Origin of the sequence: Thermomonas flagellata, from assembly GCF_022419185.1 — a bacterium.
Classification (GTDB): Bacteria; Pseudomonadota; Gammaproteobacteria; order Xanthomonadales; family Xanthomonadaceae; genus Thermomonas; species Thermomonas flagellata.
In genome coordinates, this window is sequence record NZ_JAJOZK010000002.1 from 15,884 (window position 1) to 40,485 (window position 24,602).

General features: G+C 74.5%; 24 protein-coding genes. 5 read left to right on the plus strand and 19 right to left on the minus strand.

Annotated features, from left to right (window positions below; genetic code table 11):
• Window positions 1–46 precede the first annotated feature (46 nt).
• Window positions 47–913: a hypothetical protein gene (locus tag ML340_RS02300; protein ID WP_240096271.1), complete on the plus strand. Its 867-nt coding sequence runs from the start codon at window positions 47–49 to the stop codon at window positions 911–913.
• A gap of 62 nt (window positions 914–975) precedes the next feature.
• Window positions 976–1,722, plus strand: coding sequence for a superoxide dismutase (locus ML340_RS02305; protein WP_240096273.1), 747 nt, complete (start codon window positions 976–978; stop codon window positions 1,720–1,722).
• Between the two features lie 23 nt (window positions 1,723–1,745).
• Here the strand turns inward: ML340_RS02305 and ML340_RS02310 are convergent, their stop codons facing one another.
• From ML340_RS02310 to ML340_RS02340, 7 genes are all read right to left on the minus strand, one after another.
• Complete coding sequence (locus ML340_RS02310) at window positions 1,746–2,321, minus strand: superoxide dismutase family protein (RefSeq protein ID WP_240096275.1); 576 nt, start codon at window positions 2,319–2,321, stop codon at window positions 1,746–1,748.
• 124 nt (window positions 2,322–2,445) lie between these two features.
• Window positions 2,446–3,852, minus strand: a complete 1,407-nt coding sequence (gene ntrC / locus ML340_RS02315) for a nitrogen regulation protein NR(I) (protein WP_240096278.1) — start codon at window positions 3,850–3,852, stop codon at window positions 2,446–2,448.
• Window positions 3,845–4,870 carry a two-component system sensor histidine kinase NtrB gene (locus ML340_RS02320; RefSeq protein WP_240096280.1) on the minus strand — a complete coding sequence of 342 codons (1,026 nt, stop codon included), beginning with the start codon at window positions 4,868–4,870 and terminating at the stop codon, window positions 3,845–3,847. The genes ntrC and ML340_RS02320 overlap by 8 nt, the downstream gene beginning before the upstream one ends.
• Window positions 4,871–4,907: 37 nt before the next feature.
• Window positions 4,908–5,648 carry a hypothetical protein gene (locus tag ML340_RS02325; protein ID WP_240096282.1) on the minus strand — a complete coding sequence of 247 codons (741 nt, stop codon included), beginning with the start codon at window positions 5,646–5,648 and terminating at the stop codon, window positions 4,908–4,910.
• Window positions 5,645–6,421, minus strand: coding sequence for an N-acetylmuramoyl-L-alanine amidase (locus ML340_RS02330; RefSeq protein ID WP_240096284.1), 777 nt, complete (start codon window positions 6,419–6,421; stop codon window positions 5,645–5,647). The genes ML340_RS02325 and ML340_RS02330 overlap by 4 nt, the downstream gene beginning before the upstream one ends.
• Before the next feature lie 41 nt (window positions 6,422–6,462).
• Window positions 6,463–7,296, minus strand: a complete 834-nt coding sequence (locus tag ML340_RS02335; protein WP_240096285.1) for a DUF6671 family protein — start codon at window positions 7,294–7,296, stop codon at window positions 6,463–6,465.
• A gap of 32 nt (window positions 7,297–7,328) precedes the next feature.
• Complete coding sequence (locus ML340_RS02340) at window positions 7,329–8,825, minus strand: NADP-dependent isocitrate dehydrogenase (RefSeq protein WP_240096286.1); 1,497 nt, start codon at window positions 8,823–8,825, stop codon at window positions 7,329–7,331.
• Between the two features lie 39 nt (window positions 8,826–8,864).
• Between ML340_RS02340 and ML340_RS02345 the strand changes: the two genes are divergently transcribed.
• Window positions 8,865–9,215, plus strand: a complete 351-nt coding sequence (locus tag ML340_RS02345; protein ID WP_240096287.1) for a winged helix-turn-helix domain-containing protein — start codon at window positions 8,865–8,867, stop codon at window positions 9,213–9,215.
• A gap of 91 nt (window positions 9,216–9,306) precedes the next feature.
• Here ML340_RS02345 and ML340_RS02350 read toward each other — a convergent pair whose 3' ends face one another.
• The 4 genes from ML340_RS02350 to glnA all read right to left on the minus strand — a co-directional run bounded on the left by ML340_RS02350 (window position 9,307) and on the right by glnA (window position 13,688).
• Entirely contained in the window at window positions 9,307–10,851 is a 1,545-nt protein-coding gene (locus tag ML340_RS02350; RefSeq protein ID WP_425608264.1) for an ammonium transporter, read from the minus strand.
• Between the two features lie 73 nt (window positions 10,852–10,924).
• Window positions 10,925–11,263, minus strand: coding sequence for a P-II family nitrogen regulator (locus ML340_RS02355; protein WP_240096291.1), 339 nt, complete (start codon window positions 11,261–11,263; stop codon window positions 10,925–10,927).
• A gap of 9 nt (window positions 11,264–11,272) precedes the next feature.
• Window positions 11,273–12,022, minus strand: a complete 750-nt coding sequence (locus ML340_RS02360; protein ID WP_240096293.1) for a TorF family putative porin — start codon at window positions 12,020–12,022, stop codon at window positions 11,273–11,275.
• Window positions 12,023–12,278: 256 nt separating this feature from the next.
• Window positions 12,279–13,688, minus strand: a complete 1,410-nt coding sequence (gene glnA / locus ML340_RS02365; protein ID WP_240096295.1) for a type I glutamate--ammonia ligase — start codon at window positions 13,686–13,688, stop codon at window positions 12,279–12,281.
• 219 nt (window positions 13,689–13,907) lie between these two features.
• Here glnA and ML340_RS02370 point away from each other — a divergent pair, with 219 nt between their 5' ends.
• Together ML340_RS02370 and ML340_RS02375 are read left to right on the plus strand one after the other, a co-directional pair.
• Window positions 13,908–14,762: an undecaprenyl-diphosphate phosphatase gene (locus ML340_RS02370; protein ID WP_240096297.1), complete on the plus strand. Its 855-nt coding sequence runs from the start codon at window positions 13,908–13,910 to the stop codon at window positions 14,760–14,762.
• Window positions 14,763–14,829: 67 nt separating this feature from the next.
• Complete coding sequence (locus ML340_RS02375) at window positions 14,830–15,630, plus strand: META and DUF4377 domain-containing protein (RefSeq protein ID WP_240096299.1); 801 nt, start codon at window positions 14,830–14,832, stop codon at window positions 15,628–15,630.
• A 16-nt stretch (window positions 15,631–15,646) separates the two neighbouring features.
• On the opposite strand, the gene ML340_RS02380 is transcribed toward ML340_RS02375, so the two are convergent.
• From ML340_RS02380 to ML340_RS02415, 8 genes are all read right to left on the minus strand, one after another.
• Window positions 15,647–16,249: a YbhB/YbcL family Raf kinase inhibitor-like protein gene (locus tag ML340_RS02380; protein ID WP_240096301.1), complete on the minus strand. Its 603-nt coding sequence runs from the start codon at window positions 16,247–16,249 to the stop codon at window positions 15,647–15,649.
• Entirely contained in the window at window positions 16,246–17,259 is a 1,014-nt protein-coding gene (locus tag ML340_RS02385) for a YheT family hydrolase (RefSeq protein ID WP_240096692.1), read from the minus strand. Before ML340_RS02385 ends, ML340_RS02380 begins: the two co-directional genes overlap by 4 nt.
• Window positions 17,260–17,261: 2 nt before the next feature.
• Window positions 17,262–18,026 carry a lysophospholipid acyltransferase family protein gene (locus ML340_RS02390; protein WP_240096303.1) on the minus strand — a complete coding sequence of 255 codons (765 nt, stop codon included), beginning with the start codon at window positions 18,024–18,026 and terminating at the stop codon, window positions 17,262–17,264.
• A 28-nt stretch (window positions 18,027–18,054) separates the two neighbouring features.
• Window positions 18,055–18,504 (minus strand): hotdog fold thioesterase, encoded by a 450-nt coding sequence (locus ML340_RS02395; protein WP_240096305.1) that lies wholly within the window; start codon window positions 18,502–18,504, stop codon window positions 18,055–18,057.
• Window positions 18,505–18,614: 110 nt separating this feature from the next.
• Window positions 18,615–20,552: a phospholipase D-like domain-containing protein gene (locus tag ML340_RS02400; protein ID WP_240096307.1), complete on the minus strand. Its 1,938-nt coding sequence runs from the start codon at window positions 20,550–20,552 to the stop codon at window positions 18,615–18,617.
• Window positions 20,543–21,016, minus strand: a complete 474-nt coding sequence (locus ML340_RS02405) for a SixA phosphatase family protein (RefSeq protein ID WP_240096309.1) — start codon at window positions 21,014–21,016, stop codon at window positions 20,543–20,545. Before ML340_RS02405 ends, ML340_RS02400 begins: the two co-directional genes overlap by 10 nt.
• A 19-nt stretch (window positions 21,017–21,035) precedes the next feature.
• Entirely contained in the window at window positions 21,036–21,668 is a 633-nt protein-coding gene (locus tag ML340_RS02410) for a ParA family protein (RefSeq protein ID WP_240096311.1), read from the minus strand.
• A 48-nt stretch (window positions 21,669–21,716) separates the two neighbouring features.
• Window positions 21,717–24,590, minus strand: coding sequence for an ATP-binding protein (locus ML340_RS02415; protein WP_240096313.1), 2,874 nt, complete (start codon window positions 24,588–24,590; stop codon window positions 21,717–21,719).
• Window positions 24,591–24,602: the final 12 nt, after the last annotated feature.

Genomic DNA, 24,602 nt, shown 5'->3' on the forward strand with positions numbered 1-24,602 from the left:
TCGATAATCGGCAGTGTAGCGCCGCCCCGCCGAGCCCGGACTCCACATGCCCGCCACCGCCCCCGACGCCTTCCGCGGCGTGATCGCCCTCGAGCTGCGTCCCGGCAGCGCGCCGCAGGCGCCGGCGCTGGCCGCGGAGGCCGCCGGCGAGGCCGCCGCGCAGCTGGGACGGGCGCTGGCCGCGCTGGCGCCGGGCGCCGAGGCGCTCTCGCTGGCGCTGCTCGGCGCGCACTTCGACCCCGCCGAGGCCCTGCGCCCGGGCTGGCCGCTGCACCGGCGCGCGCTCGAGTTGCTGCAGCGCGCGCCCGGGCGCGCCCTCGGCGCGCGCGTGGTCGGCGTCGGCGCGGATGCGCAGGGCGCGGTGCCGCTGCCGCTGCAGGCCGACCCGCAGTTCGCCGGCGGCCCGCTGCGGGTACTGCCGTTCGTGCTGCACGGCGAGGGCGTCGCCGCCGTCGCGCAGGCGCTGGAGGCGAGCCTGCTCGACCGCGGCATGGCCGATGCGGCGCTGGCCCTGGCGCTGCAGGACGGGCTGGCCGCGCAGATCGAGCACGCGCGCCTGCTCAGCCTGCACGACCTGCTGGCGATCATCGCGATGCAGTACCGCCACGCCGGCCTGGACGCGCTGTGGACGCTACTGGAGACCGCGCTGCTGGCGCCGGGCGCATCGGCCCTGCTGGACGCCCCGCCGGAGCCGCTGGCGCGCTATGCCGAGGGCGAGGTGCGCATCGCCCTGCTCGATCCGGCGGCCTGGCAGCAGCGTGACGCTCCCGGCGAGCGCGACGAGGCGCGCCTGCAGCGCGGCTTCGAGCGGTTCCAGGCGCGCCAGCGCCAGTACGCCGCGGTGCTGGACGCACACGCGGTGCCGGTGCAGTTCGTGCACTGCGCGGACGGCGATCCGGCCTGCCTGTGCTGACGCGGTGGCGAGGGCCGCGGTGGGTTGCTATCGTCGCCGTGCCCCCGCTCCAGGCCTGCCCCATGCCGCGCCGCCCGCTCTGCCAGACCGCCTTGCTGCTCTCGCTCTTGCTGCCGCTGGTGGCAGCCGCCGGTGAACCTGAAGCCGCGCCCGGCGCACGCCATGCACACGCCCTGGCCGACGCGCGTGCGCCGTTCGTGCTGCCGCCGCTGCCATACCCGGCCGACGCGCTGCAGCCGGCGATCGACGCGGAAACCATGGCCCTCCACCACGACCGCCACCACCGCGCCTACGTGGACAATCTCAACAAGGCCGTCGCGGCCGATCCGGCGCTCGCCGGGCAGACCCTCGCGCAGCTGCTGGCGCAGGCTTCGCGCTTGCCGGCGGCGGTGCGCAACAACGGCGGCGGGCATTACAACCACAGCCTGTTCTGGCAGCTGATGGCACCGCCGGGCCAGGGCGGCGCGCCCTCGCCGGCGTTGCGCGCGCAGATCGAGCGCGATTTCGGGTCGCTGGACGCGATGCAGCGGGCCGTCGAGCAGGCCGGCCTCGGCCAGTTCGGGTCGGGCTGGGCCTGGCTGGTCTGGGCGGACGGCCGTCTGCAGGTGGTCGCCACCGCCAACCAGGACAATCCGCTGATGGACGTCGCGGCGGTGCGCGGTTTCCCGCTGCTGGGCGTGGACGTGTGGGAACACGCCTACTACCTGAAGTACCAGAACCGGCGCGCGGACTACCTGCGGCAGTGGTGGTCGGTGCTGGACTGGAACACGGTCAACCGCCGCTTCGACGCCGCCCGCGCGGGGGGCTGACAGCCCGTGCGCCCGGGGCGCGTTCAGCGCACGATCCGGATCACCCCGCAGGCGATCCGCGCGCCGGCGTTGCCGGCGGGCTGGGTGGTGTAGTCGTCGGGCGCGGCGTGCACCACGATCGCGCGCCCGGCGATGTCGTTGCCGGCGCCGCCGCCCAGGGTCACGTCCGGCAGCAGCACGTCCACCTGCGCCACCCCGCGCGCGTCGGCGACCAGGTTGTCGGCATCGCCGGCGTGGTGGGCGCCGTGCCCGCTGCGCCCGTGCGGCTGCGCCGCCGGGTTGAAGTGGCCGCCGGCGCTGCTGGCGTCGGCGGCGCTGCAATCGCCCTTCTCGTGCACGTGAAACCCGTGCAGGCTGCCGGGCGTAAGCCCGCCGACCTCGCCGCGCAGGCGCACGCCGCCGGCCTCCGGGCGCAGCAGCAGGCGCCCGCTGACCAGGCTGCCGGACGCCGGGGCGAGGTTGGCGACCGCCTCCTGCGCGGTGCTGCGCGGCGCCGGCGGCGGGGGCGGCGCGGGGGGCGGCGGGGGCGCACTGGCGCAGGCCGCGAGCAGCGCGGCGAGCAAGGCGGGGGCGGCAGCGGGGGGACGGCGGGGCGACATGGCGCGGCTCCGGAGGGGATGGGGCCTGCGGTCCGCGGCAGGCGCCGCGGCGCGCATGCGGCAAGTCCAGCATAGCCCGGCGCGCGGCGACAAGCGCGGCGATGACGGGCCGCGGGCGGGGCGCTCAGCGCCGCCGTCGCGACGGCCCGAGCTTGCGGGTCAGGGTGTTGCGGCCGAGGCCCAGGCGCGCCGCGGCCTCGCCGCGCTGGCCACCGGACTGCGCCAGCGCGCGCTCGAGCAGGACCGCGTCGAGCGCGGCGCGGGCCTGCGCGTGCAGATCCGGCACCCCGGCCTGCAGCTGCGCGTCCGCCCACTGCGCCAGCGCCGCCGTCCAGTCCGGGCGGTCGCCCTCGGCCGGCGCCGCGGCGGGCGCCGGGCGCAGGTGGGCGGCGATGTCGGCGGCGGTGATCTCCTCGCCGGTGGCCAGCGCCGCCAGCCGCCAGCACAGGTTCTCCAGTTCGCGCACATTGCCCGGCCAGGGATGGGCGGCGAGCCGCGCCAGCGCGTCCGCGGCCAGGCGCTTGGGCGGCAGCTGCAGGCGCTGCGCGGCCTGCGCGAGGAAGCGCGCGGCCAACAGCGGCACGTCCTCGCGCCGCTCGCGCAGCGGCGGCAGCGGCAGGCGCACCACGTCCAGCCGGTGCAGCAGGTCGGCGCGGAAGCGCCCCTGCGCGACCAGCGCCTCCAACGGCTGGTGGGTGGCCGCGATCACCCGCACGTCGACCCGGATCAGTTCGCGCCCGCCGACCCGGAAGAATTCGCCCTCGGCCAGCACCCGCAGCAGGCGGGTCTGCAGCGCGGCCGGCATGTCGCCGATCTCGTCCAGGAACAGGGTGCCGCCGTCGGCCTGCTCGAAGCGCCCGACCAGGCGCTTGTGCGCGCCGGTGAAGGCGCCGGCCTCGTGCCCGAACAGCTCGCTTTCCAGCAGCTCGGCCGGGATCGCGGCGGTGTTGAGGGCGATGAACGGCCGCGCCGCGCGCGGCGACTCGCGGTGCAGCGCGCGCGCCACCAGCTCCTTGCCGGTGCCGGTCTCGCCGGTGATCAGCACCGCCAGCGGCGCCTGCGCCAGCCGCCCGATCGCGCGGAACAGGGCCTGCATCGCCGGCGTCTGGCCGATCAGGGCATCGTCCTCGCGCGGCGCCTCGGCCGGCGCGGGCGCGGGCGCGGCCGCCGGCAGCGCGCGCCGCACCAGCGCGACCGCGGCGTCGAGGTCGAACGGCTTGGACAAAAACTCGCTGGCGCCGCCGCGGAAGGCGCCGGCGGTGCTGGCCACGTCGGTATGCGCGGACATCACGATCACCGGCAGCTGCGGATGCCGCGCCTTGACCGCCTCCAGCAGCGCCAGGCCGTCGCTGCCGGGCATGCGCACGTCGGTCACCAGCAGCGCCGGCGCGCCCTCGCGCGCGAGCGCGGCGAGCGCCGCGCCGGCCTCGGCGAACGCGGTCACCGCGAACCCCGCCTCGCGCAGCGCCGCGGCCAGCACGAAGCGCACCGCGTGGTCGTCGTCCACCACCCAGATCCGCGCCTCAGCCATCGCCGGCCTCCGCCAGCGGCAGCAACAGCGTGAACACGGTATGCCCGGGCCGCGAGCGGTACACCAGCGAGCCGCGGTGCTCGCGCGCGACCTGCTGCGCGAGCGCCAGCCCCAGCCCGGTGCCGTCCGCGCGCCCGCTCACCAGCGGCAGGAACAGGCGCTCGGCCAGCTCCGGCGGCACCCCGCGGCCGTCGTCGGCGATGTCCAGGCGCAGCGCGCGCGGGTGCAGCTCGTCGCCGATCCGGGCGCCGCGCTCGAGCCGGGTGCGCAGTTGCACCCGGCGCGCGCCGGCCTCGCCGGCGTTGCGCACCAGGTTCCAGACTGCCTGCACCAGGCGGTCGGCATCGCCGGGGAATTCCGGCAGCGAGGGATCGTAGTCGCGCTGCAGCTCGACCGTCGCGCCCGGCTGCGCCTCCGCCAGCCGGCGCACGCGCTCGAGCACGGCATGGATATTGACCGCGGCGAACGCGCGCGGCGGCGCCGGGTCGAGCAGGCGCTGCACCAGCGCGTCCAGGCGGCCGACCTCGGCCTCGATCAGCGCGGTCAGCGCGCGCATGTCCTCGTCGCCGCGGCGCGCCAGCAGCTGGGCGGCGCCCTTGATCCCGGCCAGCGGATTGCGCAGCTCGTGCGCCAACCCACGCAGGGCCGCGTTCAGCGCACCCGGCAGCGCCTGCGCCGGGTCCTCGCCGGGGAACTCGTCGACCGGGTGCACCTCCAGCCAATAGCCGCCCTCGCCGCGCGGCACCAGCCACAGGTCGGCGAACTGCAGCTCGGCATGGGTGGGGCAGGCCAGGCCCACCCGACGCAGGCGCATCGGCGCCTGCGGGCGGTGCGCCAGCGCCGCGGCCAACAGCCCGCCCTCGCGCTCGAGCATCGCCACTGGCTGCCCGGCCAGGCGGCGCGGGCCGGCGCCGAGCCAGTCGGCCGCAGCCAGGTTCGCCGCCACGATCCGCCCGTCCGCATCCAGCCGCAGCAGCGGGGTCGCCAGTTCATCCAGCAGGGCGGCGGCATCGGCCATTGCACCACTATAGTGCAACCGCACGACCCGATCGGCCCTAGCCTGCGACCGCGGCCAGCGCCGCGGCGATCTCCGGATAATTCAGCAACAGCGCCTGCGGCGGCTGGCGCACGATCTTCTCGGTCGCCACCCGCACCGGCGCCGGCGCCACTCCGAGGAAACCCGCAATCCGGTCGCAGCTGGCCTGCGGGTCGGCCGCCAGGTCCTCGTAGGCGATCCGCAGCGACGGCTGCGCCGCGAACACCTGCGCGAAATGGGCGGCACGGCGGCGGGTTTCGGCGATGTCACGCAGCAGATCGTCCACGTCCACCGCGAACGGCGCGATCGCCGGCACCGGCTGCCCGGCCGGGACATGGGTGATCCCGGTCTGGCGCAGCACGATCTGGTGCGAGACGTAGCGGGCCAGCAGGTCGCGGCGCTCGAGGAACACCACGTGCAGGGCGTGGTCGGCCTGCAGCCGCGCCAGCACCGGCGCCCACGCCGGCTGCACCAGCTCCTCGTACTTGAGCTTGAAACCGGCGGCCTCGGCGCCGTGCGGCGCGAAGAAGCGCGCCAGTGCGGCCGCCGGGTCGGTGAAGCGCAGCGCCTCAAGCGCCGCCAGCGCCGGGGGGTCGAGCGCGGCCAGCGGGGCATCCAGGCCGACCATCGGCTGGCCGTACACCTCGCCGTGCACGCGCAACCGCGGGTGCGTGCGCAGGGTGCGCACCAGCAGCGTGCTGCCGCTGCGCGCCGGGCACACGATCAGGAACCGGCGCGGCGCCGGCGCGTCCGTGCTCACGGCACGGCACCGCGCTGGCGCGCGAGCGCGGCGAGGATGCGCCGGTCCTCGGCGTCCAGCGTCGGCTGCGGGTCGTCGCCGTCCTCGCGCCCGCGGTAGTGGCGGTGGAACGCGCGCACCGTGGCGGCACGATCGTCCAGCGGATAACCGATCGCGGCCAGCGCCAGCCACGGATCGAACCCGGGCGGCGGGTCGCGCAGTTCGCCCTGCGGCCACAGCCCATAGCCGGCCGCGGCCAGGCGCGCCCACGGAAAGTGCGCGCCGGGGTCGGTCTTGCGGGTCGGGGCGAGATCGGCATGCCCGATCACCTGGGTCCGGGGGATGTTCCAGCGCGCGGTGATGTCGTCCAGCAGGCGCAGCAGCGCCGCGATCTGCGCCGGCGGGTACGGGGCGCGGCCGGCATTGTCCAGCTCGATCCCGAGCGAGGCGGAGTTGAGCTCGACCAGCCCGCCCCAGCGCCCGGCGCCGGCGTGCCAGGCACGCGCGCGCTCATCCACCAACTGCCAGATGCGGCCGTCGCGGCCGATCAGGTAGTGCGCGCTGACGCGGCCGCCGGCGTTGGCAGTCTGCAGGGTGCGCAGGGCCTGCGCGGCGGACGGCTCCTCGGTCGCATGCAGCACCACCAGCTGCGGTCGGCGCGCATCGAAGTTCGGCGACGGCGCCCACTCCGCGAGGGCACTGCGCACCGGCGCGTGCCCGCAGCCGGCGAGCGCGGCGACGGCGAGGGCCGCGAGCACAGGCACGGCGCGGCGGGGGCGGCGCAAGCGATCCATCCCGCCATTGCAGCGGCGCGCGCCGGCCGATGCAAGCCCGCTCACGGATTGCACTGCGGGCAGTCCCCGGGGTCGGCCGCGCGCAGGCCGTCGGCGCGCGGGCGTTCGCGGCGCAGGCCGCAGGCCACGCAGCCCTCGATCCACGCCGCCACCTGCGCGGTGGCGGTCCCGCACCAGGCGCACGGCAACCCGGTGCGGCGGTCGTGCACGCCCCAGCCCGGGCTGGCGCACTCAGGGCACGGCGTGGCCAGCCTCCGCGCCAGGCGCGCGCCCAAGCCCGCTAGCACCCGCATGCGCTCGGGATGGCAGTGCGCGCGCAGGTCCAGAAGCAGCCGCGCGCGCCGCTGCGGCGACGTGGCGATGCAGGATTCGACCGCGAACGCCAGCAGCGCCGGGTCGCGTACGCCCTTCCAGTTTGGCCATGCGCCGCCCGCCAACCCGGCCGGTTGCACGCACAGGGCATGCGCGGGGAACCCGTGGCGCCGCGCGAACGAGCGCGCCTGCGCGAGGTCCGCCACCTCCTGCACGGCGTGATGGCGGACCGGCCGCGTGCACGATTCGAGCAGTTCGATCCCGCGCGCCTCGTCCCGCCACAGCAGCAGCTCCTGGTGCAATGCCAGCAGGCCGCAGGTCGGGTCGCCGCCGAAGCTGCCCTCGCTGGCCAGCGCGCGCGGTATCCCGCTGGCCGCGATCGCCAGGCGCGCCTTGGCGCGCACCGTCTCCAGCGCCGAGCGGGTCCGCGGCTGGCTGCCGCAGAAGGTCCCCAAGGCATCGGTCGCCAGGTCGCGCGGGGTGCGCAGGCGCACCCCGGCCAGCCGCCGCAACGGCACCCGCAGCGCGCGTGCCTTGCCATGCCGGGTGGCGACCACCGCCACGCACCCGGCATAGGGCGGGCGCGGCGCCGGGTTCACTCGCCCTGCGCGGCGCTGAAGCCGGGCTGGCCGTCGAACGCGTACAGCTGCTCGTTCTTGATCCAATCCAGCCCGGCGTCGGCGATCCGCGCCAGCAGGGCGGCCAGCGCCTGCGGGCTGGCATCGCCGTCGCGGTGCAGGAAGCGGCAGCGCCAGTGGTCGGTGCGGAAGGTCTCCGGCCGGCCCTGCGGCCACACCTTGACCCCGCGGTTGGTGATCACCGCTAGCCGGAAGGCCTCGCCCGCCAGCGGCTGCAGGCGCGCGGCGAGCGCCTCCGGGTCGCGCCCCGGCGCGTCCCAGTGCAGGAACACGTCGAGGCCGTGGCAGGTCTTGCGCGCCGCGGGCACAGGCGCGGTCGCCGCCGCCGCGGCCGTCGGCGCGGGCGCGTCGGCGCGGGCATAGGCCACCGCAGGCAGCTGCTGCGGGCGGCGCCCCAGGCGCTGCGCCACCGCCTGCGCGAACGCGCGGGTGCCGACCTGCCGGCGTGTGCCGTGGCCGGCGATGTCGGCGGTGTGCACGCCGTCCTCCAGCGTGCACAGCCAGGCGTTGTGGATGCGCGCGGCCTCCTCCGGCAGGCCCAGGTGCACCAGCAGCATCACCGCCGCCTGCAGCAGGCCGGAGGGATTGGCCACGTCGCGGCCGGCGATGTCCGGCGCCGAGCCGTGCACCGCCTCGAACATCGCTCCGTGCAGGCCGATGTTGGCGGAGGCGGCCATCCCGATCGAGCCGGCCAGCTCGGCGGCGATGTCGGAGAGGATGTCGCCGTACAGGTTCAGGGTCACCACCACGTCGAAGTCGCGCGGGCGGGTGGCCAGGCGCGCGGCGCCGATGTCGATGATGCGGTGCTCGCTCTGGATCTGCGGGTAGTCCGCCGCGACCTCCTCGAACACGCGCCGGAACAGGCCGTCGGTCAGCTTCATGATGTTGTCCTTGGTCATGCAGGTGACCTTGCGGCGGCCATTGCGCAGCGCGTAGTCGAACGCGTGCCGCACGATCCGCTCGCAGCCCGGGCGGCTGACCAGCTTCAGGCACTGCACCACCTCGTCGGTCTGGCGGTGCTCGATCCCGCCGTAGGTGTCCTCCTCGTTCTCGCGCACGATCACCACGTCCATCCCCGGATGCGCGGAAACCACGTGGGGCGCATAGGCCACGCACGGGCGCACGTTGGCGAACAGCCCGAGGGTCTTGCGCAGGGTGACGTTGACGCTCTTGTAGCCGCCGCCCTGCGGGGTGGTCAGCGGCGCCTTCAGCAGCACCCCGTGCTCGGCGATCACCTCCCATGCCGCCGGCGCGATCCCGGCGCGCTCGCCGGCGCGGTAGGCGCGCTCGCCGAGAGTCACCGGCAGCAGCCGCAGCGGCGCGCCGGCCTCGGCCAGCACGTGCAGCACGGCGTCCATGATCTCCGGGCCGATGCCGTCGCCGTGAGCGACGGCCACGCTGCGGGCGGCGGGGTAGGATCGCGGGGTGGGGGCGGTCTGCAGGACGGCGGACATCGGCGGCTCCAGGTTGCGGAAGGATAAATCACGAAATATATGTCGCGTATTAAAGATCGCAATCCGGCCCGGGTCAAGGCCCCGCGCCGCGTGGCCGAGCCGGCGCCCGACGCCGCGCCCGGCTGGACGTTCTTCAGCAACCACGCGCACGTGCTGTTCTGCCTCGCCGCCGAGGACGGGCTGGCGCTGCGCGACGTCGCCGCGCGGGTCGGCATCACCGAGCGCGCGGTGCAGCGGATCGTGGCGGAGCTGGAGCGGGCCGGCGTGCTCGAGCGCGTGCGCGACGGCCGCCGCAACCGCTACCGGATCGACCGCGCGGTGCACCTGCGGCATCCGGTCGAGGCTCACCGCACGGTCGGCGAGCTTCTGGCGCTGGTGCACGGGGCCTGACCCCGCCCATGAAAAAGCGGGCAGCGTCGCCGCTGCCCGCGTGTCGCCGGAGGGGAGGGTCGTCCGGTGACGGAAGCGATGTGCGCCGGGCTCAGGTCTCGTAGGCGGACTCGCCGTGCGAGGTGATGTCCAGCCCCTCGCGCTCGGCCTCGACGCTGACCCGCAGGCCCACCGTGTACTTCACGATCAGGAACGCCAGCAGTGCGACCGTGGCCGACAGCGCGACCGTGACCAGCACCGCCTGCGCCTGGATCCAGACCTGGGCCGCGATCGAGTAGTCCGGCAGCGCGCGCTCGTGCACGTAGTCCCAGATCCCGGCACCGCCGAGCGCGGGCGCGGCGAACACCCCGGTCAGCAGGGCGCCGCTGATCCCGCCCACGCCGTGCACGCCGAACACGTCCAGGCTGTCGTCCGCGCCCAGCAGGCGCTTGAGCCCGCTCACCCCCCACAGGCACAGCACGCCGGCGAGCGCGCCGATCACCAGGGCGCCATTGAGCCCGACCAGGCCCGCGGCGGGGGTGATCGCGACCAGCCCGGCGACCGCGCCGGAGGCCGCGCCCAGCAGCGAAGGCTTGCCCTTGAGCACCCACTCCGCCGCCAACCAGGCCAGCACCGCAGCGGCGGTGGCGAGGAACGTGTTGACGAACGCCAGCGCCGCGGTGCCGCCGGCCTCCAGCGCGGAGCCGGCGTTGAAGCCGAACCAGCCGACCCACAGGATCGACGCGCCGACCATGGTCAGGGTCAGGTTGTGCGGCTTGATCGCCTCGCGCCCGTAGCCGGTGCGCTTGCCGATCACGTAGGCCCCGACCAGGCCGGCGACCGCGGCATTGATGTGGACCACGGTGCCGCCGGCGAAGTCGAGCGCGCCCTTGGCCCACAGGAAACCGGAGCGGGCGGTCGCCGCCTCGGCCGCGGCGGCGTCGGTGAACGCATCCGGGCCCGGGAAGAACCACACCATGTGCGCGACCGGCAGGTAGGCGAAGGTGAACCACAGCGCGGTGAACAGCAGCACCCCGGCGAACTTCACCCGCTCCGCGAACGCGCCGACGATCAGCGCGCAGGTGATGCTGGCGAACGCACCCTGGAACACGAAGAACGCCAGCTCCGGGATGTACACGCCCTTGCTGAAGGTGGCGCCGATCGCGGCGGCGTCCAGGCCGTGGGCGAGCAGGCGATCCGTGCCGCCGAAGAACGGGTTGCCCTCGGTGAAGGCGATGCTGTAGCCGTACAGGGCCCACAGCACCGCCACCAGCGCGAACACCGCCAGGTTCTGGATCAGGATCGACAGCACGTTCTTGGCGCGCACCAGCCCGCCGTAGAACAGCGCCAGGCCCGGCAGGGTCATGAAGATCACCAGTGCCGCCGAGACCAGCACCCACATGGTGTCGGGCTTGCTGATGCTGGGCGCCGCTGGCGCCGGCGGCGATGCGGAAGTGGCGGCGGCGGACGGCGCGGACGCCGGTTCCGCCGTGGCGACCGCCGGTGAGGCAGGCGCGGCGGCCGGTTCCGCCCCGGCGTTGGCCGCGGCGGGCGCGCTCGCGCTGGGTGCAGGTGCCGCGGCGGGCGTGGCCGCGCCGTCCTGGGCACGCGCGGGCGCGGCGAGGCCGAGCGCCAGCGTGCACAGGCCGGCCAGCAGCAGGCCGCGCAGCCGGGTCACGGCCCCGGCGGGCCGTCGGGAGGATCGGGACATGGGAGTCTCCTTCGCGGGCTCAGAGCGCATCGGCGTCGACCTCGCCGGTGCGGATGCGGATGACCTGGTGCAGCTCGGTGACGAACAGCTTGCCGTCGCCGACCTTGCCGGTGCCGGCGGCGCGCGCGATCGCCTCGACCGCGGCGTCGTACATGGCGTCGGTGACCGCGGTCTCGACCTTGAGCTTGGGCAGGAAGTCGACCACGTACTCGGCGCCGCGGTAGAGCTCGGTATGCCCCTTCTGGCGGCCGAAGCCCTTGACCTCGGTGACGGTGAGGCCGGATACCCCGACCTCGCCCAGCGCCTCGCGCACCTCGTCGAGCTTGAACGGGCGGATGATGGCGGTGATCAGCTTCATGGCATCCCCTCAGAAGGCCTTGGTCAGCGTGACCGCGAGCGTCCCGCGCGCGGTGTTGCGCCCGTACGCATTGGTGTACAGCGCGGCATCCGCGTCGGTATCGGTCCATGCCGCCGCCAGCGAGACGCCGTTGGCGAACGCCTTGGTGACGCCCAGCTTCCAGTCGGTGTACTCGTAGGCGCGGTTGGACTTGATCCATTGCCGGCCGGCATGTGCGCCGACGCTCCAGCCATCCGCGAGGTTGAGGGTGGCGTTCAGATCGAGGTAGCTGCTGCCGGACGAGTTGGTGTAACCGAACAGGTCGGTGACCGAGACCGAGTACTTCGCTCCCAGACTCAGGGCCTCATTGGCGGCGAGGGTCGCACCGGCGTAGACCTCGGCGGTATCGGCACTGTTGAAGCCGGCCGGGAATCTGCCGGGATACCCGTAGTAGGCCAGGCCGACATCAACGCTCAGCGCCTCGCTGAGCTTGCCGCGCCAGCCGCCGTAGGCATCCAGCTCGACGCTGCTGCTGATCGGCGCGGTCGGGGTGGACAGATCGGACAGCCAGCTGATGCTGCTGCCCCAGGCGCCGAGGTAGAGGCCGCTGTCCGCTGCATACTCCATGCCCGCCTGCACGGCCGGCTTGGCATTGGTCTGCGTGATGCCGCGGTAGATGTAGTCGCTGGTGACGGCAATGCTGCCGCTGGCGCCGGCGTGTGCGGACGCCGCCAGCAGGACACCGGCGAGACCGACGGCAAGGCCGGCCGCACGGGGCATGACACGACGTGACCGGCACCCCCGGCCGGAACGCGATGGCTTGGACATGACGCAAGGCTCCCTGGTGGATGAGCCCTCCCCGGTCATTCAGTACCGCGTGTTGCCCGGACACCGGCCTCTGCAGCCGCGCGCCCTGCGCCCGTCCCCGTTGTCGTTTCCCGCCTTCCTGGCGTCTCCCCGCGGATCGCGCCGGCGCCGCGCAACCCGCTCCCCACTCTCGCGGCGCGCGCGGCCCGAGCCGCGCGCGCCGCGCGCCTCACACGGCGTAGTACATCTGGTATTCCAGCGGATGGGTGGCCGCGCGGAAGCGGGTCACCTCCTGCATCTTGAGCGCGATGTAGCCGTCGATGAAGTCGTCGGAGAACACGCCGCCGGCCTTGAGGAAGTCGCGGTCGGCGTCGAGCGCCTCCAGCGCCTGGTCCAGGCTGTGGCAGACCTGCGGGATGTTCTTCTCCTCCTCCGGCGGCAGGTCGTAGAGGTCCTTGTCGCTGGGCGCGCCCGGATCGATCTGGTTCTTGATCCCGTCCAGGCCGGCCATCATCAGCGCGGCGAAGGTGAGGTAGCCGGACTGCAGCGGATCGGGGAAGCGGATCTCGATCCGGCGCGCCTTCGGGTTGGACACCCACGGGATGCGGCAGCTCGCCGAGCGGTTGCGTGCCGAATACGCCAGCATCACCGGCGCCTCGAACCCCGGCACCAGCCGCTTGTAGCTGTTGGTGCCGGAGTTGCTGAAGGCATTGATCGCGCGCGCGTGCTTGAAGATGCCGCCGATGTACCACAGCGCCAGCTGCGACAGGCCGCCGTAGCCGTCACCGGAGAACAGGTTCTGCCCGCCCTTGGCCAGCGACTGGTGCACGTGCATGCCGGAGCCGTTGTCGCCGACGATCGGCTTGGGCATGAAGGTCGCGGTCTTGCCGTGGCGGTAGGCCACGTTCTTGACGATGTACTTGAGCGTGAGCAGGTCGTCGGCCTTCTTCACCAGGGTGTTGAAGCGGGTGCCGATCTCGCACTGCCCGGCGGTGGCGACCTCGTGGTGGTGCACCTCGACCTCGATCCCGACCTGGCCGAGGATCTTGCACATCTCCGCCCGCAGGTCCTGCAGCGAGTCGGTCGGCGGCACCGGGAAGTAGCCGCCCTTGATGCCCGGGCGGTAGCCACTGTTGCCACCCTCGATCTGAGCGCTGCTGCTCCATGCCGCCTCTTCGGAGTCGATCTGGAAGAAGGTGTGGCCCATCTCGTTGCCGAAGCGCACGCCGTCGAACACGAAGAACTCCGGCTCCGGGCCGAAGAACGCGGCGTCCGCGATCCCGCTGGCCTTCAGGTAGGCCTCGGCGCGCTTGGCGACCCCGCGCGGGCAGCGTGCATAACCCTGCATGGTGGCCGGGTCGAGCACGTCGCAAGTCAGCACCAGGGTCGGGTCGTCGTAGAACGGATCGATGTAGGCCGTGCTGGCGTCCGGCAGCAGCACCATGTCGGATTCGTTGATGCCCTTCCAGCCGGCGATCGAGGAGCCGTCGAACATCTTGCCGTCCTCGAACAGGGCCGGCTCGACGATGCTCACCGGGAAGGTCACGTGCTGCTGCACGCCTCGCATATCGACGAAGCGCAGGTCGACGAACTCGACCTTGTGGTCCTGGATCAGCTGCTCTACCTGCGGGTGCGGCATCGGGGGCTCCGGTACTTGGATGATGTCGAGGGGGATTAGGATCGATGCCCACTCTCAAGCAAGCCGCGTGCCAACCTGCAACCCATTGATTGTCTATCAAGATGGGACGGGCGGCTCGGCTGTATGCACTATATTGGTGCATTTTCACGAACGGATGCACCAAGCTGGAATTAACGTCGCTGGGCTATCCTGCCGGCTGCTTTCCGGTCCCTCCCGCGCATGAACGACCTGCTCGCCGCGCTCCTGCTCGGCATCATCGAAGGCATCACCGAATTCCTGCCGATCTCCAGCACCGGCCACCTGCTGATCGCCGAGCACTGGCTGGGCGCGCGCAGCGACCTGTTCAACATCGCCATCCAGGCCGGGGCGATCCTCGCGGTGGCGCTGATCTACTGGAAGCGGCTGTGGGGCATGCTGCTGGCCTTCCTCGGCCGGGACGCGCCCGCCGCCTACGACCCGCTGGGACAGACCGCCAGCCCGGCGCAGTCGCGCGACTACGCCTTCAAGCTGATCGCCGCCTTCCTGGTCACCGCGGTCGGCGGGCTGCTGGTGAAGAAGCTGGGCTGGCGCCTGCCGGAGACGGTGACACCGGTGGCGTGGGCGCTGGTGATCGGCGCGGTGTGGATGGTGCTGGCCGAGCAGTTGGCCGCGCGCCGCGCCGCGCGCGAGGGCGAGCGCACCGCGATCACCTGGACCGTGGCGCTGCTGGTGGGCGCCGCGCAGATCGCCGCCGGCGTGTTCCCGGGCACCTCGCGCAGTGCCGCCACCATCTTCGTCGCCCTGCTGGCCGGCACCACCAACCGTGCCGCCGCCACCGAGTTCGCGTTCGTGGTCGGCATCCCCACCATGTTCGCGGCCACCGGCTACGAGTTGCTCGGCACGCTCAAGGCCGGCGGCGGCGCCGGCGAGGACTGGAGCGCGCTGGCGGTGGCGTTCGTGGCCGCCGCGATCACTGCGTTCGTGGCGGTGAAGTGGCTGCTGCACTACATCCAGCGCCACCGCTTCACCGCGTTCGCGGTGTACCGCCTGCTGCTCGGGATCGCGCTGCTGCTGTGGCTGCCGGCCGGGGCCTGAGCGCGTTCACGCCGGCATAACTTGGGATCACTCGGGATGGCGGCATCACCGCAAGGGGAGCATCGCCATGCACCGCTGGTTCATCCTGGCCCTGTCCTCCCTGCTGCTCAGCGCTTGCCCGCGCGCGCCGGCGCCTGCCGCGCCCGGAGCGGGCGCCGATACCGCCCAGGCGACTGCGCTGGCAGAGGAACTGCCGCGCTACCACTGGCGGCTCACGGACGCGCGCGCCTCCGACGGTCGCCGCATCGATGCCCTGTTCGTGCGTGCGGACGCGCCGCTGCAGCTGGACTTCCGCGGCGGCCGGCTCGCGGTGAGCAACGCCTGCAACCGGCTGGTCGGTGGCTATGCGCTGGAAGGCGGGCAACTGGTCGTGGCGCGGCTGGCCGCGACCATGATGGCCTGCCCGGATCCGGCGGTGATGGCGCTGGACACGCAGATCGGCCGGCGCCTGGAGGGCACGCTTGCGGTCACCGCGCAGGCCGGCGATCCGCCGCGGCTGCAGCTGCGCAATGCCGCCGGCGACACCCTGGTGTTCGCCGGCGCGCCGACCGCGCAGACCCGCTACGGCGGGCCGCCGACCCGGATCTTCCTCGAGGTGGCGGCGCACGACGCGCCGTGCGCGCATCCGCTGATCCCCAACGCACGCTGCCTGCAGGTGCGCGAGCTGGAGTACGACGCCAACGGCCTCCGGCGCGGCGCGCCGGGGCCGTTCCAGCCGTTCTCCGGCCAGATCGAGGGCTACACGCATGCCGACGGCATCCGCAACGTGCTGCGGATCGACCGCTACGACGTGCCCAATCCGCCCGCCGATGCGTCGCGTTATGCCTACGTGCTGGACATGGTGGTGGAGTCCGCGCGCGAACCGTGAGCGCGGCCGGCGCGCGTCAGCCGTGCAGGCTGTAGGTGCCGTACAGCGCCGCCTCCGCCAGCACGTGGCCGTGCAGCGCGCGCAGCACCTCGCCGGCGCCGAAGCGCGCCGGCAGCGCCAGGGTCGGCACGTCCAATGCGAACAGGCGGAAGAAGTAGCGGTGCACGCGCAGATCGTGCGGCGGCGGGTAGGGCCCGTCGTAGCCGTGGTAGTCGCCGGCCATCGCCGGATCCGCGGCGAACCAGCCGGTGTAGTCGTTGAGGCCGCGGCGACCGCCGGCATCCAGGCCGGCCGGCTTGCCGTGCACGGTCACCCCGTCGCTACAGCTGCCGGCCGCGATCTGGCGCAGGTCGGCCGGCAGGTCGGCGACCACCCAGTGCACGAAGTCGCCGCGCGGGTGCTCGACCGGGATCGGGGTGGCGGCGTCCGCGACCAGCGCCGGATCGGTCGGGGCATCCGGGTCGATGCACAGCAGGGCGAACGAAGCGGTGCCGGCCGGCACCGCGTCCCAGGCCAGGTGTGGGTTGCGGTTGCCGCCGAAGCCGCCGCCCGGCGCGCCGAGGGCGAACTCCGGCGGGATCGGCTGGCGGTGCTCGAAGCTGTCGCTGCGCAGGATCATGGCGTGTCTCCGGACTTGGAATCGGCATCGGCGGGAGCGCCGAGCAGGCGTTGTACCACCCAGCGCTCGGCGTAGCCGTCGAGGCTGGCGCGTTCGATGAAGCCGCAGTGGCCGCCGTGGCGGGCCAGCTCCACGTGCACCCGCGGCAGGCGCGCCAGCGCGCCGAAGCCGGCGGTCGGGATCACCGGGTCGTCGGCCGCCATCAGGATATCGGCCGGCACCGCCAGCGCGCGCAGGCGGCCACCGGCCACGCGGTAGCCGTCGAAATAGGCGTCGAGGTCGGGGAAGTCGGTGTGGCGCGCGACCATCCACGCGGTCAGCGCGCGCATGCGCAGGCGCAGCACGGCGTCGTCGAACCCATGTAGTTGCGGGAACAGCCGCCGCTTGCGCGCCAGCGACCCGCGCCACTTGCGCTCGAAGTAGCGCAGGTACACCGGCCAGCCGCGCTCCATCGCGTCCATCGTGCGCGCCGGGTCGAGCACCGGGCACACCGCCGCCACCTTCTGCAGTGGCAGCCGCTGCGGATCCGCGCGCAGGCCCAGGCGCAGCGCGAAGTTGCCGCCGAGCGAGTAGCCGGCAGCGAAGTATGGCCGGATCGGCCAGCGCGCGGCGACCTCGGCCGCGGCCTGCACCACCTCGTCCAGGCGGTTGGAGTGGAACAGCCCGGGATTGAGGTGGTGGGTGTCGCCGTGGTCGCGGAAGTTGAGCCGGAACACCGCAGCCCCCGCCTGCAGCAGGCGCGCCGCGGTCAGGCGCATGTAGCTGGAGTCGAGGCTGCCCTCCCAGCCGTGCAGCAGCAGCACCAGCGCGCGCGGCGTCGCCGCCGGCGCGCTGTACACGCCCTGCAGGCGCACCCCGTCGGCCAGCTCCAGCAGCACCGGTTCGTGCCGCGCCGGGGCCTGCAGCAGGCGCCGGCGCGCGCGCAGCCCGCGCAGCGGACTGGACGCGAGCAGCGATTGCAGGTGCGGGCTGCGCAGCAGGCGCGGCGGGCGGTACGGGCTGCGCGCCAGGCTCATGCCTGCGCCATCGCCGCCAGCACCTGCGCGCGCGCGGCCTCGGCGATCGCGCGCCGGCCGCTGTGCGCCTGCGCCGGGATCGGCGGCAGGAACCACACGGTGACCGGGCGCGCCGGCTCGCCGAGCAGGCGCAGGAAATTGCCGAGGAAGCTCTCGCGCGGGGCGAACGCCACGATCCGCTGCGCCGCGCAGCCCTCGCCGTAGCACAATGCGACCGGCTGCACCGGCGCGCCGGCCTCGATCGCGGTGGCGAAGATGCGCGCATGGAACGGGCCGACCTCGCCGCCGTCGCGGGTGCCGCCCTCCGGGAACGCCGCGACCGCGCGCCCGGCGCGCAGGCGCGCCACCATCTCCACCATCACCCGTCCCAGCGAGTCGGCGTTGCCGCGCTGCAGGAAGATGGTCTCCGCGTGCGTGGTCAGCCAGCCGACCACCGGCCAGCCGCGGATCTCGGCCTTGGCGATGAAGCCCATCATGTGCTGCGAGTGCAGGGCGACGATATCCACCCAGCTGACGTGGTTGGCCACGAACAGGGTGCCGCCGGGCAATGGTTCGCCGCGGCGCTGCACGCGCAGGCCGAACACCCGCAGCAGGCCGCGTGCCCACCAGCGGATCGCGGCGTGCGCGCGCGCCTCGCCGCCGAACGCGATCACCAACAGCACCAGCGGCAGGGCGACCAGCAGGTGCCAGGCCAGCAGCGGCAGGCGGTAGCCGTAGCGCAGCAGGCGGCGCAGCGGTGCGGCGGAGGCGCGGTCGGGCATGGCCGGCAAGCTTAGCCGAGGCGCAGGCTCACGGCGCCGCTGGCTCTGCCCCGGGCGGCTGCGGCAGCACCGCCAGGGTCAGCCGGCTCGCGCACACCAGCCGCCCTTCGCCATCCTCGATCCGGATGTCCCAGACCTGGGTGCTGCGGCCCACGTGCAGCGGGCGCGCGGTGGCGGTGACCGAGCCGGCGCGCACTGCGCGCAGGTGGTTGGCGTTCAGCTCCAGCCCGACCACCGCGCCGCCGCCGGCCAGCAGCATGCCGCCGACGCTGGCGACCGTCTCCGCCAGCGCCGCCGAGGCGCCGCCGTGCAGCAGGCCGTAGGGCTGGTGGGTGCGCGCATCGACCGGCATGCGCGCGCGCAGGTAGCCGGGCCCGAGTTCGGTGAACTCGATGCCGAGGGTCTGCATCAGGGTGCCGGCGGCATGGGCGTTGATCGCCGCGACGGTGGCCGCGGCCGGCCAGGTGAACTCGGGCATGGCGTCCGTTCCTCGGGGGCGTGCCTGCGCGGGGGAAGCGCCGGCGCAGCCTAGGCAGCCGGCGCGGTGCCGTCAATGCGCCGCTGCCGGCCGCGGCGCCGGAGGGGCCGCTACAGGATCGGCCGCAGCCCGGCCCCGAACGCGGTGAACAGGCGCACGCCGAGCCACTTCACACCCATGTCCACCTCGGGGAAGTCGCCGACCGGCACGTGGCAGCGGCGGAAGTCGGGAGCGAACGGCGATGGCGGCGCCGGGCAGTCCGGCCCGGGCACGAACTGGTAGCTGGTCGCGTACTTGACCGGCCACAGGTCGAACAGCGGCATCCGCTCGGACAGCCGCGCCAGGGTGAATTCAAGGCCGGGCAGGAGCGGCGACGGGTCGCGGCGGCCGATCGTCCAGGCGTTCTCCGGCGCCATGTCGCGGCGGATGCTGGCGGCCAGCGCGGCGGCGAACGCCGGGTCCGCGACCAACACCGCACTCTCGGTGTTCCAGTGGTCCCCGCGCGGGTCGAAGTTGTGGCTGCCGACCACCCCGACCCGCCCGTCCACCACCAGCGACTTGGCGTGCAGGCCCATGCGCAGCCCGGCCTCGCGCAGGCGCACCGGCAAGCCGCCGGAGGGGAAGATACCCCAGCGCGCCGATTCGCTCTCCGGCGCCTCGCGCAGGCGGTGCGCGGCCAGCCGGCGCGCCTGCAGTCCGCGCGGCGCGGGCGTCGCCGGCGCGGGCGGCGCGTCCGGCAGGTCCACCCCGAGCGCATCCAACCGCAGCGGCGCCGCGGCCGGGAACGGCTTGAACTCGTGGATCTCAAAGCCGAAGTCGCGCAGGTAGCGGCGCTTGTACTTGTACGACAGCGCGTAGGCGATGAAGGCGTCGGTCGCGGCCAGGCTGTTGGTGGAGATCTGCACTCGCGGCGGGGCCGGCTGCCGGTGCAGCTGGCGGAACACGTGCTGGGCCTGCTGCGACAGCACCAGGTACGGCGTCTGCAGCAGGATCTCCGACTGCGCGCCGGCCACCAACGCGCGCAGCGCCGCCCCGGCCGGTTCCGGCGCCTGCCGCGGATCCACCTCCGCGCGGTGCTTGCGCGGGCCGTCGGCGATGAAGCGCACCGGGCCGACCGCCAGCGCGGGGTCGACCAGGTGCGCCTGCTGCCACTGCGGGTCGCCCGCCTCGGCCTGTAGCGCCTGCACCCGCTGCGGGCGGCGGTACGGCGGCGGCGCCAGCGCCGGCGCGCCGTGCGCGCGCAGGTAGCCGGCGACATCCCCCAGGCGCGCCGCCGGCACGCTGTAGGGCGAGTCCCAGAAGGCCTGGAAGTTGCGCGCCATCGCCGCGGTCTCCGGCCCGGCCAAGAGCAGGTCGCGGTCGCGGAAGTTGTAGTCCTCGCCCCAGTCGAAGTACACGTCCTGAACGTTGCGCCCGCCGGTGATCGCCAGCGCGTCGTCCACCAGCAGCAGCTTGTTGTGCATGCGCCGGTTGAGCTGGCGCCAGCAGCAGGCGGAGGCGACCGCGTACATCGGCAGCGACAGCCGCGCGCGGTCCAGCACCGGGTTGTACAGGCGCAGGGCGAAGTTGGCATGCAGCGACGCCAGCGCGGCCAGGGTGCGCACCTGCGCGAACGCCGACAGCTGGTCGACCAGCACCCGCACCTGCACCCCGCGGCGGGCGGCGGCGGCCAGTTCCTGCAGCAACAGCCAGCCGCTGTCGTCCTCGGCGAAGATGTAGGTCTGCAGGTCGATGCTGCGGCGCGCGCTGCGCACCAGCGCGATCCGCGCCGCCAGCGCCTCCGGGCCGTCGTCGAGCAGGCGCAGGAGGTGGCGCGGCCGGTCTGGGCTGGACTCGGCCGCGGCGCGCGCGGCCAGCGCATGCAACGGCGAGGGCGCCGCGCAGGCCTCCGCCGCGGCGCAGTCCAGCGCGTGCGATTGCGCGGCCACGGCGATCGCCTCCGCCTGCGCGCGCGCCGGCGCGCCGAGGCTGGCGCAGCCGGCGGCCGCCAGCAGTGCCAGCACCGCGAACAGGGACGCGGCGACCCGCGCCGCGCCGGTCAAGGCCACCAGAACTCGCGCAGGCGGGCCACGCCCGGTTCGATCACGGCCTGGTCCGGCAGCACAAGCCAGGCGATCGCCGCCGGCGGCATTCCGCGGAAGTCGCCGGACTGGCCGCTGTGCAGCAAGGCCAGCAGGTGCTCCAGGCCGGGGTTGTGCCCGACCAGCAGCACGCTGTCGGCGTCGCGCTCGGCCTCCAGCACCGCCATCAGGGTGCCGGCGGTGGCGTCGTAGATCGCCGGCTCCAGCCGCACCTCGGGCGCGCCGAGCGCGCCGAGTCCGGCCAGGGTCTCGCGCGTGCGCCGCGCCGGCGAGCACAGCACGCGCGCCGGTTGCAGGGCGTGCGCGCGCAGCCAGTCGCCGGCCGCGGCGGCCTCGCGCCGGCCGAGGTCGGACAGCGGGCGCTCGGCATCGTCCTGGCCGGGCGCGGCCGGCTCGGCATGGGCATGGCGCAGCAGGATCAGGGTGCGCATCGGCGGCTCCTCCGGGGGGTCAGGCGGCCTGCAGCCAGCGCTGCAGCGGGGCCCAGTCGGCCTGGTGCTCGCGCACCTGCGCCGAGTGGTAGTCGAACAGGCTGCGCCCAAGCCCGGTCAGCACCACGTAGGCCTGGCTGTCGCGCAGCTGGGCGACCAGCGGGAACGGCCAGGCCTGCAGCTGCTCCAGCGCCTGCTGGCTGGCCAGGGTGTGCGGGCGCAGGCGGTTGCCGACCAGCCCGACCCGCAGCTTGCCCTTGCGGATGCGCGGATGGCGGGCGACGTCCTGCAGGAAGCGCGCGGCGGCCTCCAGGTCCAGCGCCGAGGGCTGCACCGGCACCAAGAGGGCGTCCGCCTCGTCGAGGAAGCCCTCGAGCGTGTCGCGGTCGGCCCCGGCCGGGGTGTCCACCACCACCCGCCGCGTCGCGTCGGGCAGCGCCTTGCGCCAGCCCTTGCGGGTGCCGTCCACCCACGCCAGCGGCGCGGCGCCGAGGGCGGCGCGGCGCATCGCCCAGCGGGTCGCCGACTGCTGCGGATCGGCATCCACCAGGGCGCAGGCGTGGCCATCCGCGGCGGTGGCCGCGACCAGCTGGGTGGCGAGCGTGGTCTTGCCGACCCCGCCCTTGGCGCAGGCGACCAGCCAGATCTTCATGCGCGCCCCTCCGCTGCCGGCATGCGCCAAGCGTACACCGGCGCGGGCTCAGCCCGGCCAGCGCGCGGCCACGTGCAGGCGCAGCCGCGCCAGCGCGGTCTCCACGTCGCTCGCGGCCGGCAGCACCCGGTCCCAGGCCGCCTCGCGCGCGGCCGCCTCCAGCCGCTCCGCCGCCTGCGCCAGCTCCTGCGCGCCGACCAGGCGCGCCGCGCCCTTGAGCTTGTGCGCCTGGCGCGCCAGCCCGGGCAGGTCGCCGGCGCCGTGCCGGGCCTGCGCCTGCGCGAGGTCGTCGTCGCAGCTGGCGAGGAAGTCGATGAGCAGCGCGCGCACCTCGCCATCGTCGCCGCCGGTCAGCGCGTCCAGCACCGCCGGGTCCAGCGGCGGCGGCTGTTCCAGCTGCGGCAGCGCGGCGGCCGGCTCCGCCAGCGCCGCGGCATCCGCGTCCGGCAGCGGCAACCAGCGCCGCAGGCAGGCGTCCAGCGCCTGCAGGCCGACCGGCTTGGCCATGTAGTCGTCCATGCCCGCGCCGAGGCAGCGCTCGGCCTCGCCCTTCAGTGCGGAGGCGGTGAGCGCCACGATCGGGGTGCGCGCGCGCCCGCCGCGGGCCTCCTCCTCGCGGATCGCGCGCGCGAGTTGGTAGCCGTCCATGTGCGGCATGTGCACGTCGGTGAGGACCAGCCCGTAGCGCCCGCTGCGCCAGCGCTGCAGGCCCTCGCGGCCGTCCTCGGCGGTCTCCGCGGCGTAGCCGGCGAGCGCCAGCTGGCGCTGGATCACCTGGCGGTTGGTCGGGTGGTCGTCCACCAGCAGGACCAGCCGTCCGGCCTGCTCGGCCTCGGCCACGGTCGGCAGCCGCCGCGGGCGGAAGCCGCCGCGGCCGTCGCCGGGCAGGCTGGCCTGCGGCAGCGCCTCCGCCGGCGCGCGCGCCAGGGTCAGGTGCAGGCGCAGGGTGGTGCCGATCCCCGGCACCGACTCCATCTCGACCGTGCCGCCCATCAGTTCGGCCAGGCGCCGGCTGATCGCCAGGCCGAGGCCGGTCCCGCCGAAGCGGCGGGTGGTGTCGGCCTCGGCCTGGGCGAAGGGCTGGAACAGCCGCGCCTGCGCCTCCGGGCTGATCCCGATGCCGCTGTCGCTGACCCGGAACACCAGCTGGTCGGCGCCGAGCGCGCCCTGCGCCGGGTCCTCGCCGCGCCATTCCAGCGCCACCTGCACCCCGCCCTCGCGGGTGAACTTGATCGCGTTGGACAGGAAATTGCCGAGGATCTGGCGCAGCCGCACCGGGTCGGCGTAGTGCGCCGGGCCGATCCGCGGGTCGATCTCGCAGCGCAGGCCGAGGCCCTTGCTCGAGGCGGAGCCGGCATGGCTGGCGGTGACGCTGCGCACCAGCTCCGGCAGCGCGGTCGGCACCGGTTCGATCTCCAGCCGGCCGGCCTCGATCTTGGAGAAGTCCAGGATGTCGCCGATGATCCGCAGCAGGGTCTGGGCCGAGGCCTGCACCACGTTCAGCGCCTGCCGCTGCTCGGCATCCAGCGGGGTGTGGGCGAGGATCTCGAGCATCCCGGTGACGCCGATCATCGGGGTGCGGATCTCGTGGCTCATCGCCGCCAGGAACGCGCTCTTGGCCCGGTTGGCCTCGTGCGCGCGCGCCTCGCTGTCGCGCAGGGCGTGCTCCAGGCGCTTGGTCGCAGTGAGGTCGGTGGCCACCGCCAGCAGCCCGACCAGCGCGCCGGTGTCGTCGCGCATGGCCGCCAGCGCCAGCTGCACCGGCAGCCGCCGCCCGCGCTGGTGGCGCAGGGCGAACTCGCGCGGGGCCTCGTGGTGCAGCGCCAGCGCGCGCAGCGCGGTCCAGTCCGCCGCCACCGGCTGCGCATAGGCCTCGGACAGCGCCGCGGCCAGCACGGACAGCGCCTCCGGGTCGAGGATGCGGTCCAGCCGCTCGCGCCCGACCAGGGTCGCGGCCGGCCAGCCCAGCAGTTGCTCGGCGAACGGGTTGACCTGGGTGAACACGCCCTCGGCATCGACCGCGAGGATCGCGGTCGGCGCCGCCTCCAGCAGCAGGCGCTGGAAGTGCTCGCGCCGCTCCAGCGCCTCGCGCACGCGGTCGGTCTGGCGCAGCTGCTCGGTCAGCTGCTGCTCCATGCGCTGCACGTGCGCGCGCAGGCGCAGGAAGCTGTCGAGCACCTCGCCCAGTTCGCCGCTGGCGCGGTAGCGCGGCTGCGCGGCGTAGTCGTGCGCCTGCATCCGGCGCGCCAGCTCGACCAGGGTCTCCACCCCGCGGTAGCCGTTGCGCACGATCCGCCGCCCGACCCAGGCCAGCAGCAGCAGGCTGGCCGCGACCACCGCCACCTGCAGCCAGCCGAGCCAGCGCGCCAGCCGCAGCGCGCGCTCGGCCTGCGCGTCGGCGCGCTGCTGCGCGAGCGCGGCCAGCTGCTGCAGGTCGGCGGCGAGCGGATCCACCGCGGGATACAGCTCGTGGTCGATGAACTGCGCCTGCGCGCGCAGGTCGTCGTTCTCCAGCGCACGCGCGATCACCGCCGCCGCGGCGTCGGCGCGCTCGCGCGACTGCAGCGCCTGCGCCAGCAGCGTACGCTCCGCGCCCTGCAGCGGGCGCGCCTGCAGCGCGCGCCAACCGGCCTCGATCGCCGCGCGCGCGTCCCCGAGCCGGGCGCGCGCGTGGTCCCGCTGGATCAGCGCGTGCCGGGCCTTGACCGTGGTGTCCACCACCCCGCTGCGGTAGGCCTCCGCCAGCCGGTTCAGGTCGGCCATCTCCGCCAGCACGTCGCTGCGGATCTGCTGCAGCGACTGCCGCACCAGCCATTGCCCGAGCTGGTCCAGCGCCAGCAGCAGCACCCCGGTGGCGAGGAACAGCCCGAACAGCCCCAGCCACTGCTGGCGCAGGCCGAGGCGGGACAGGTCCAGGCGCATCCGCAAGGCGCC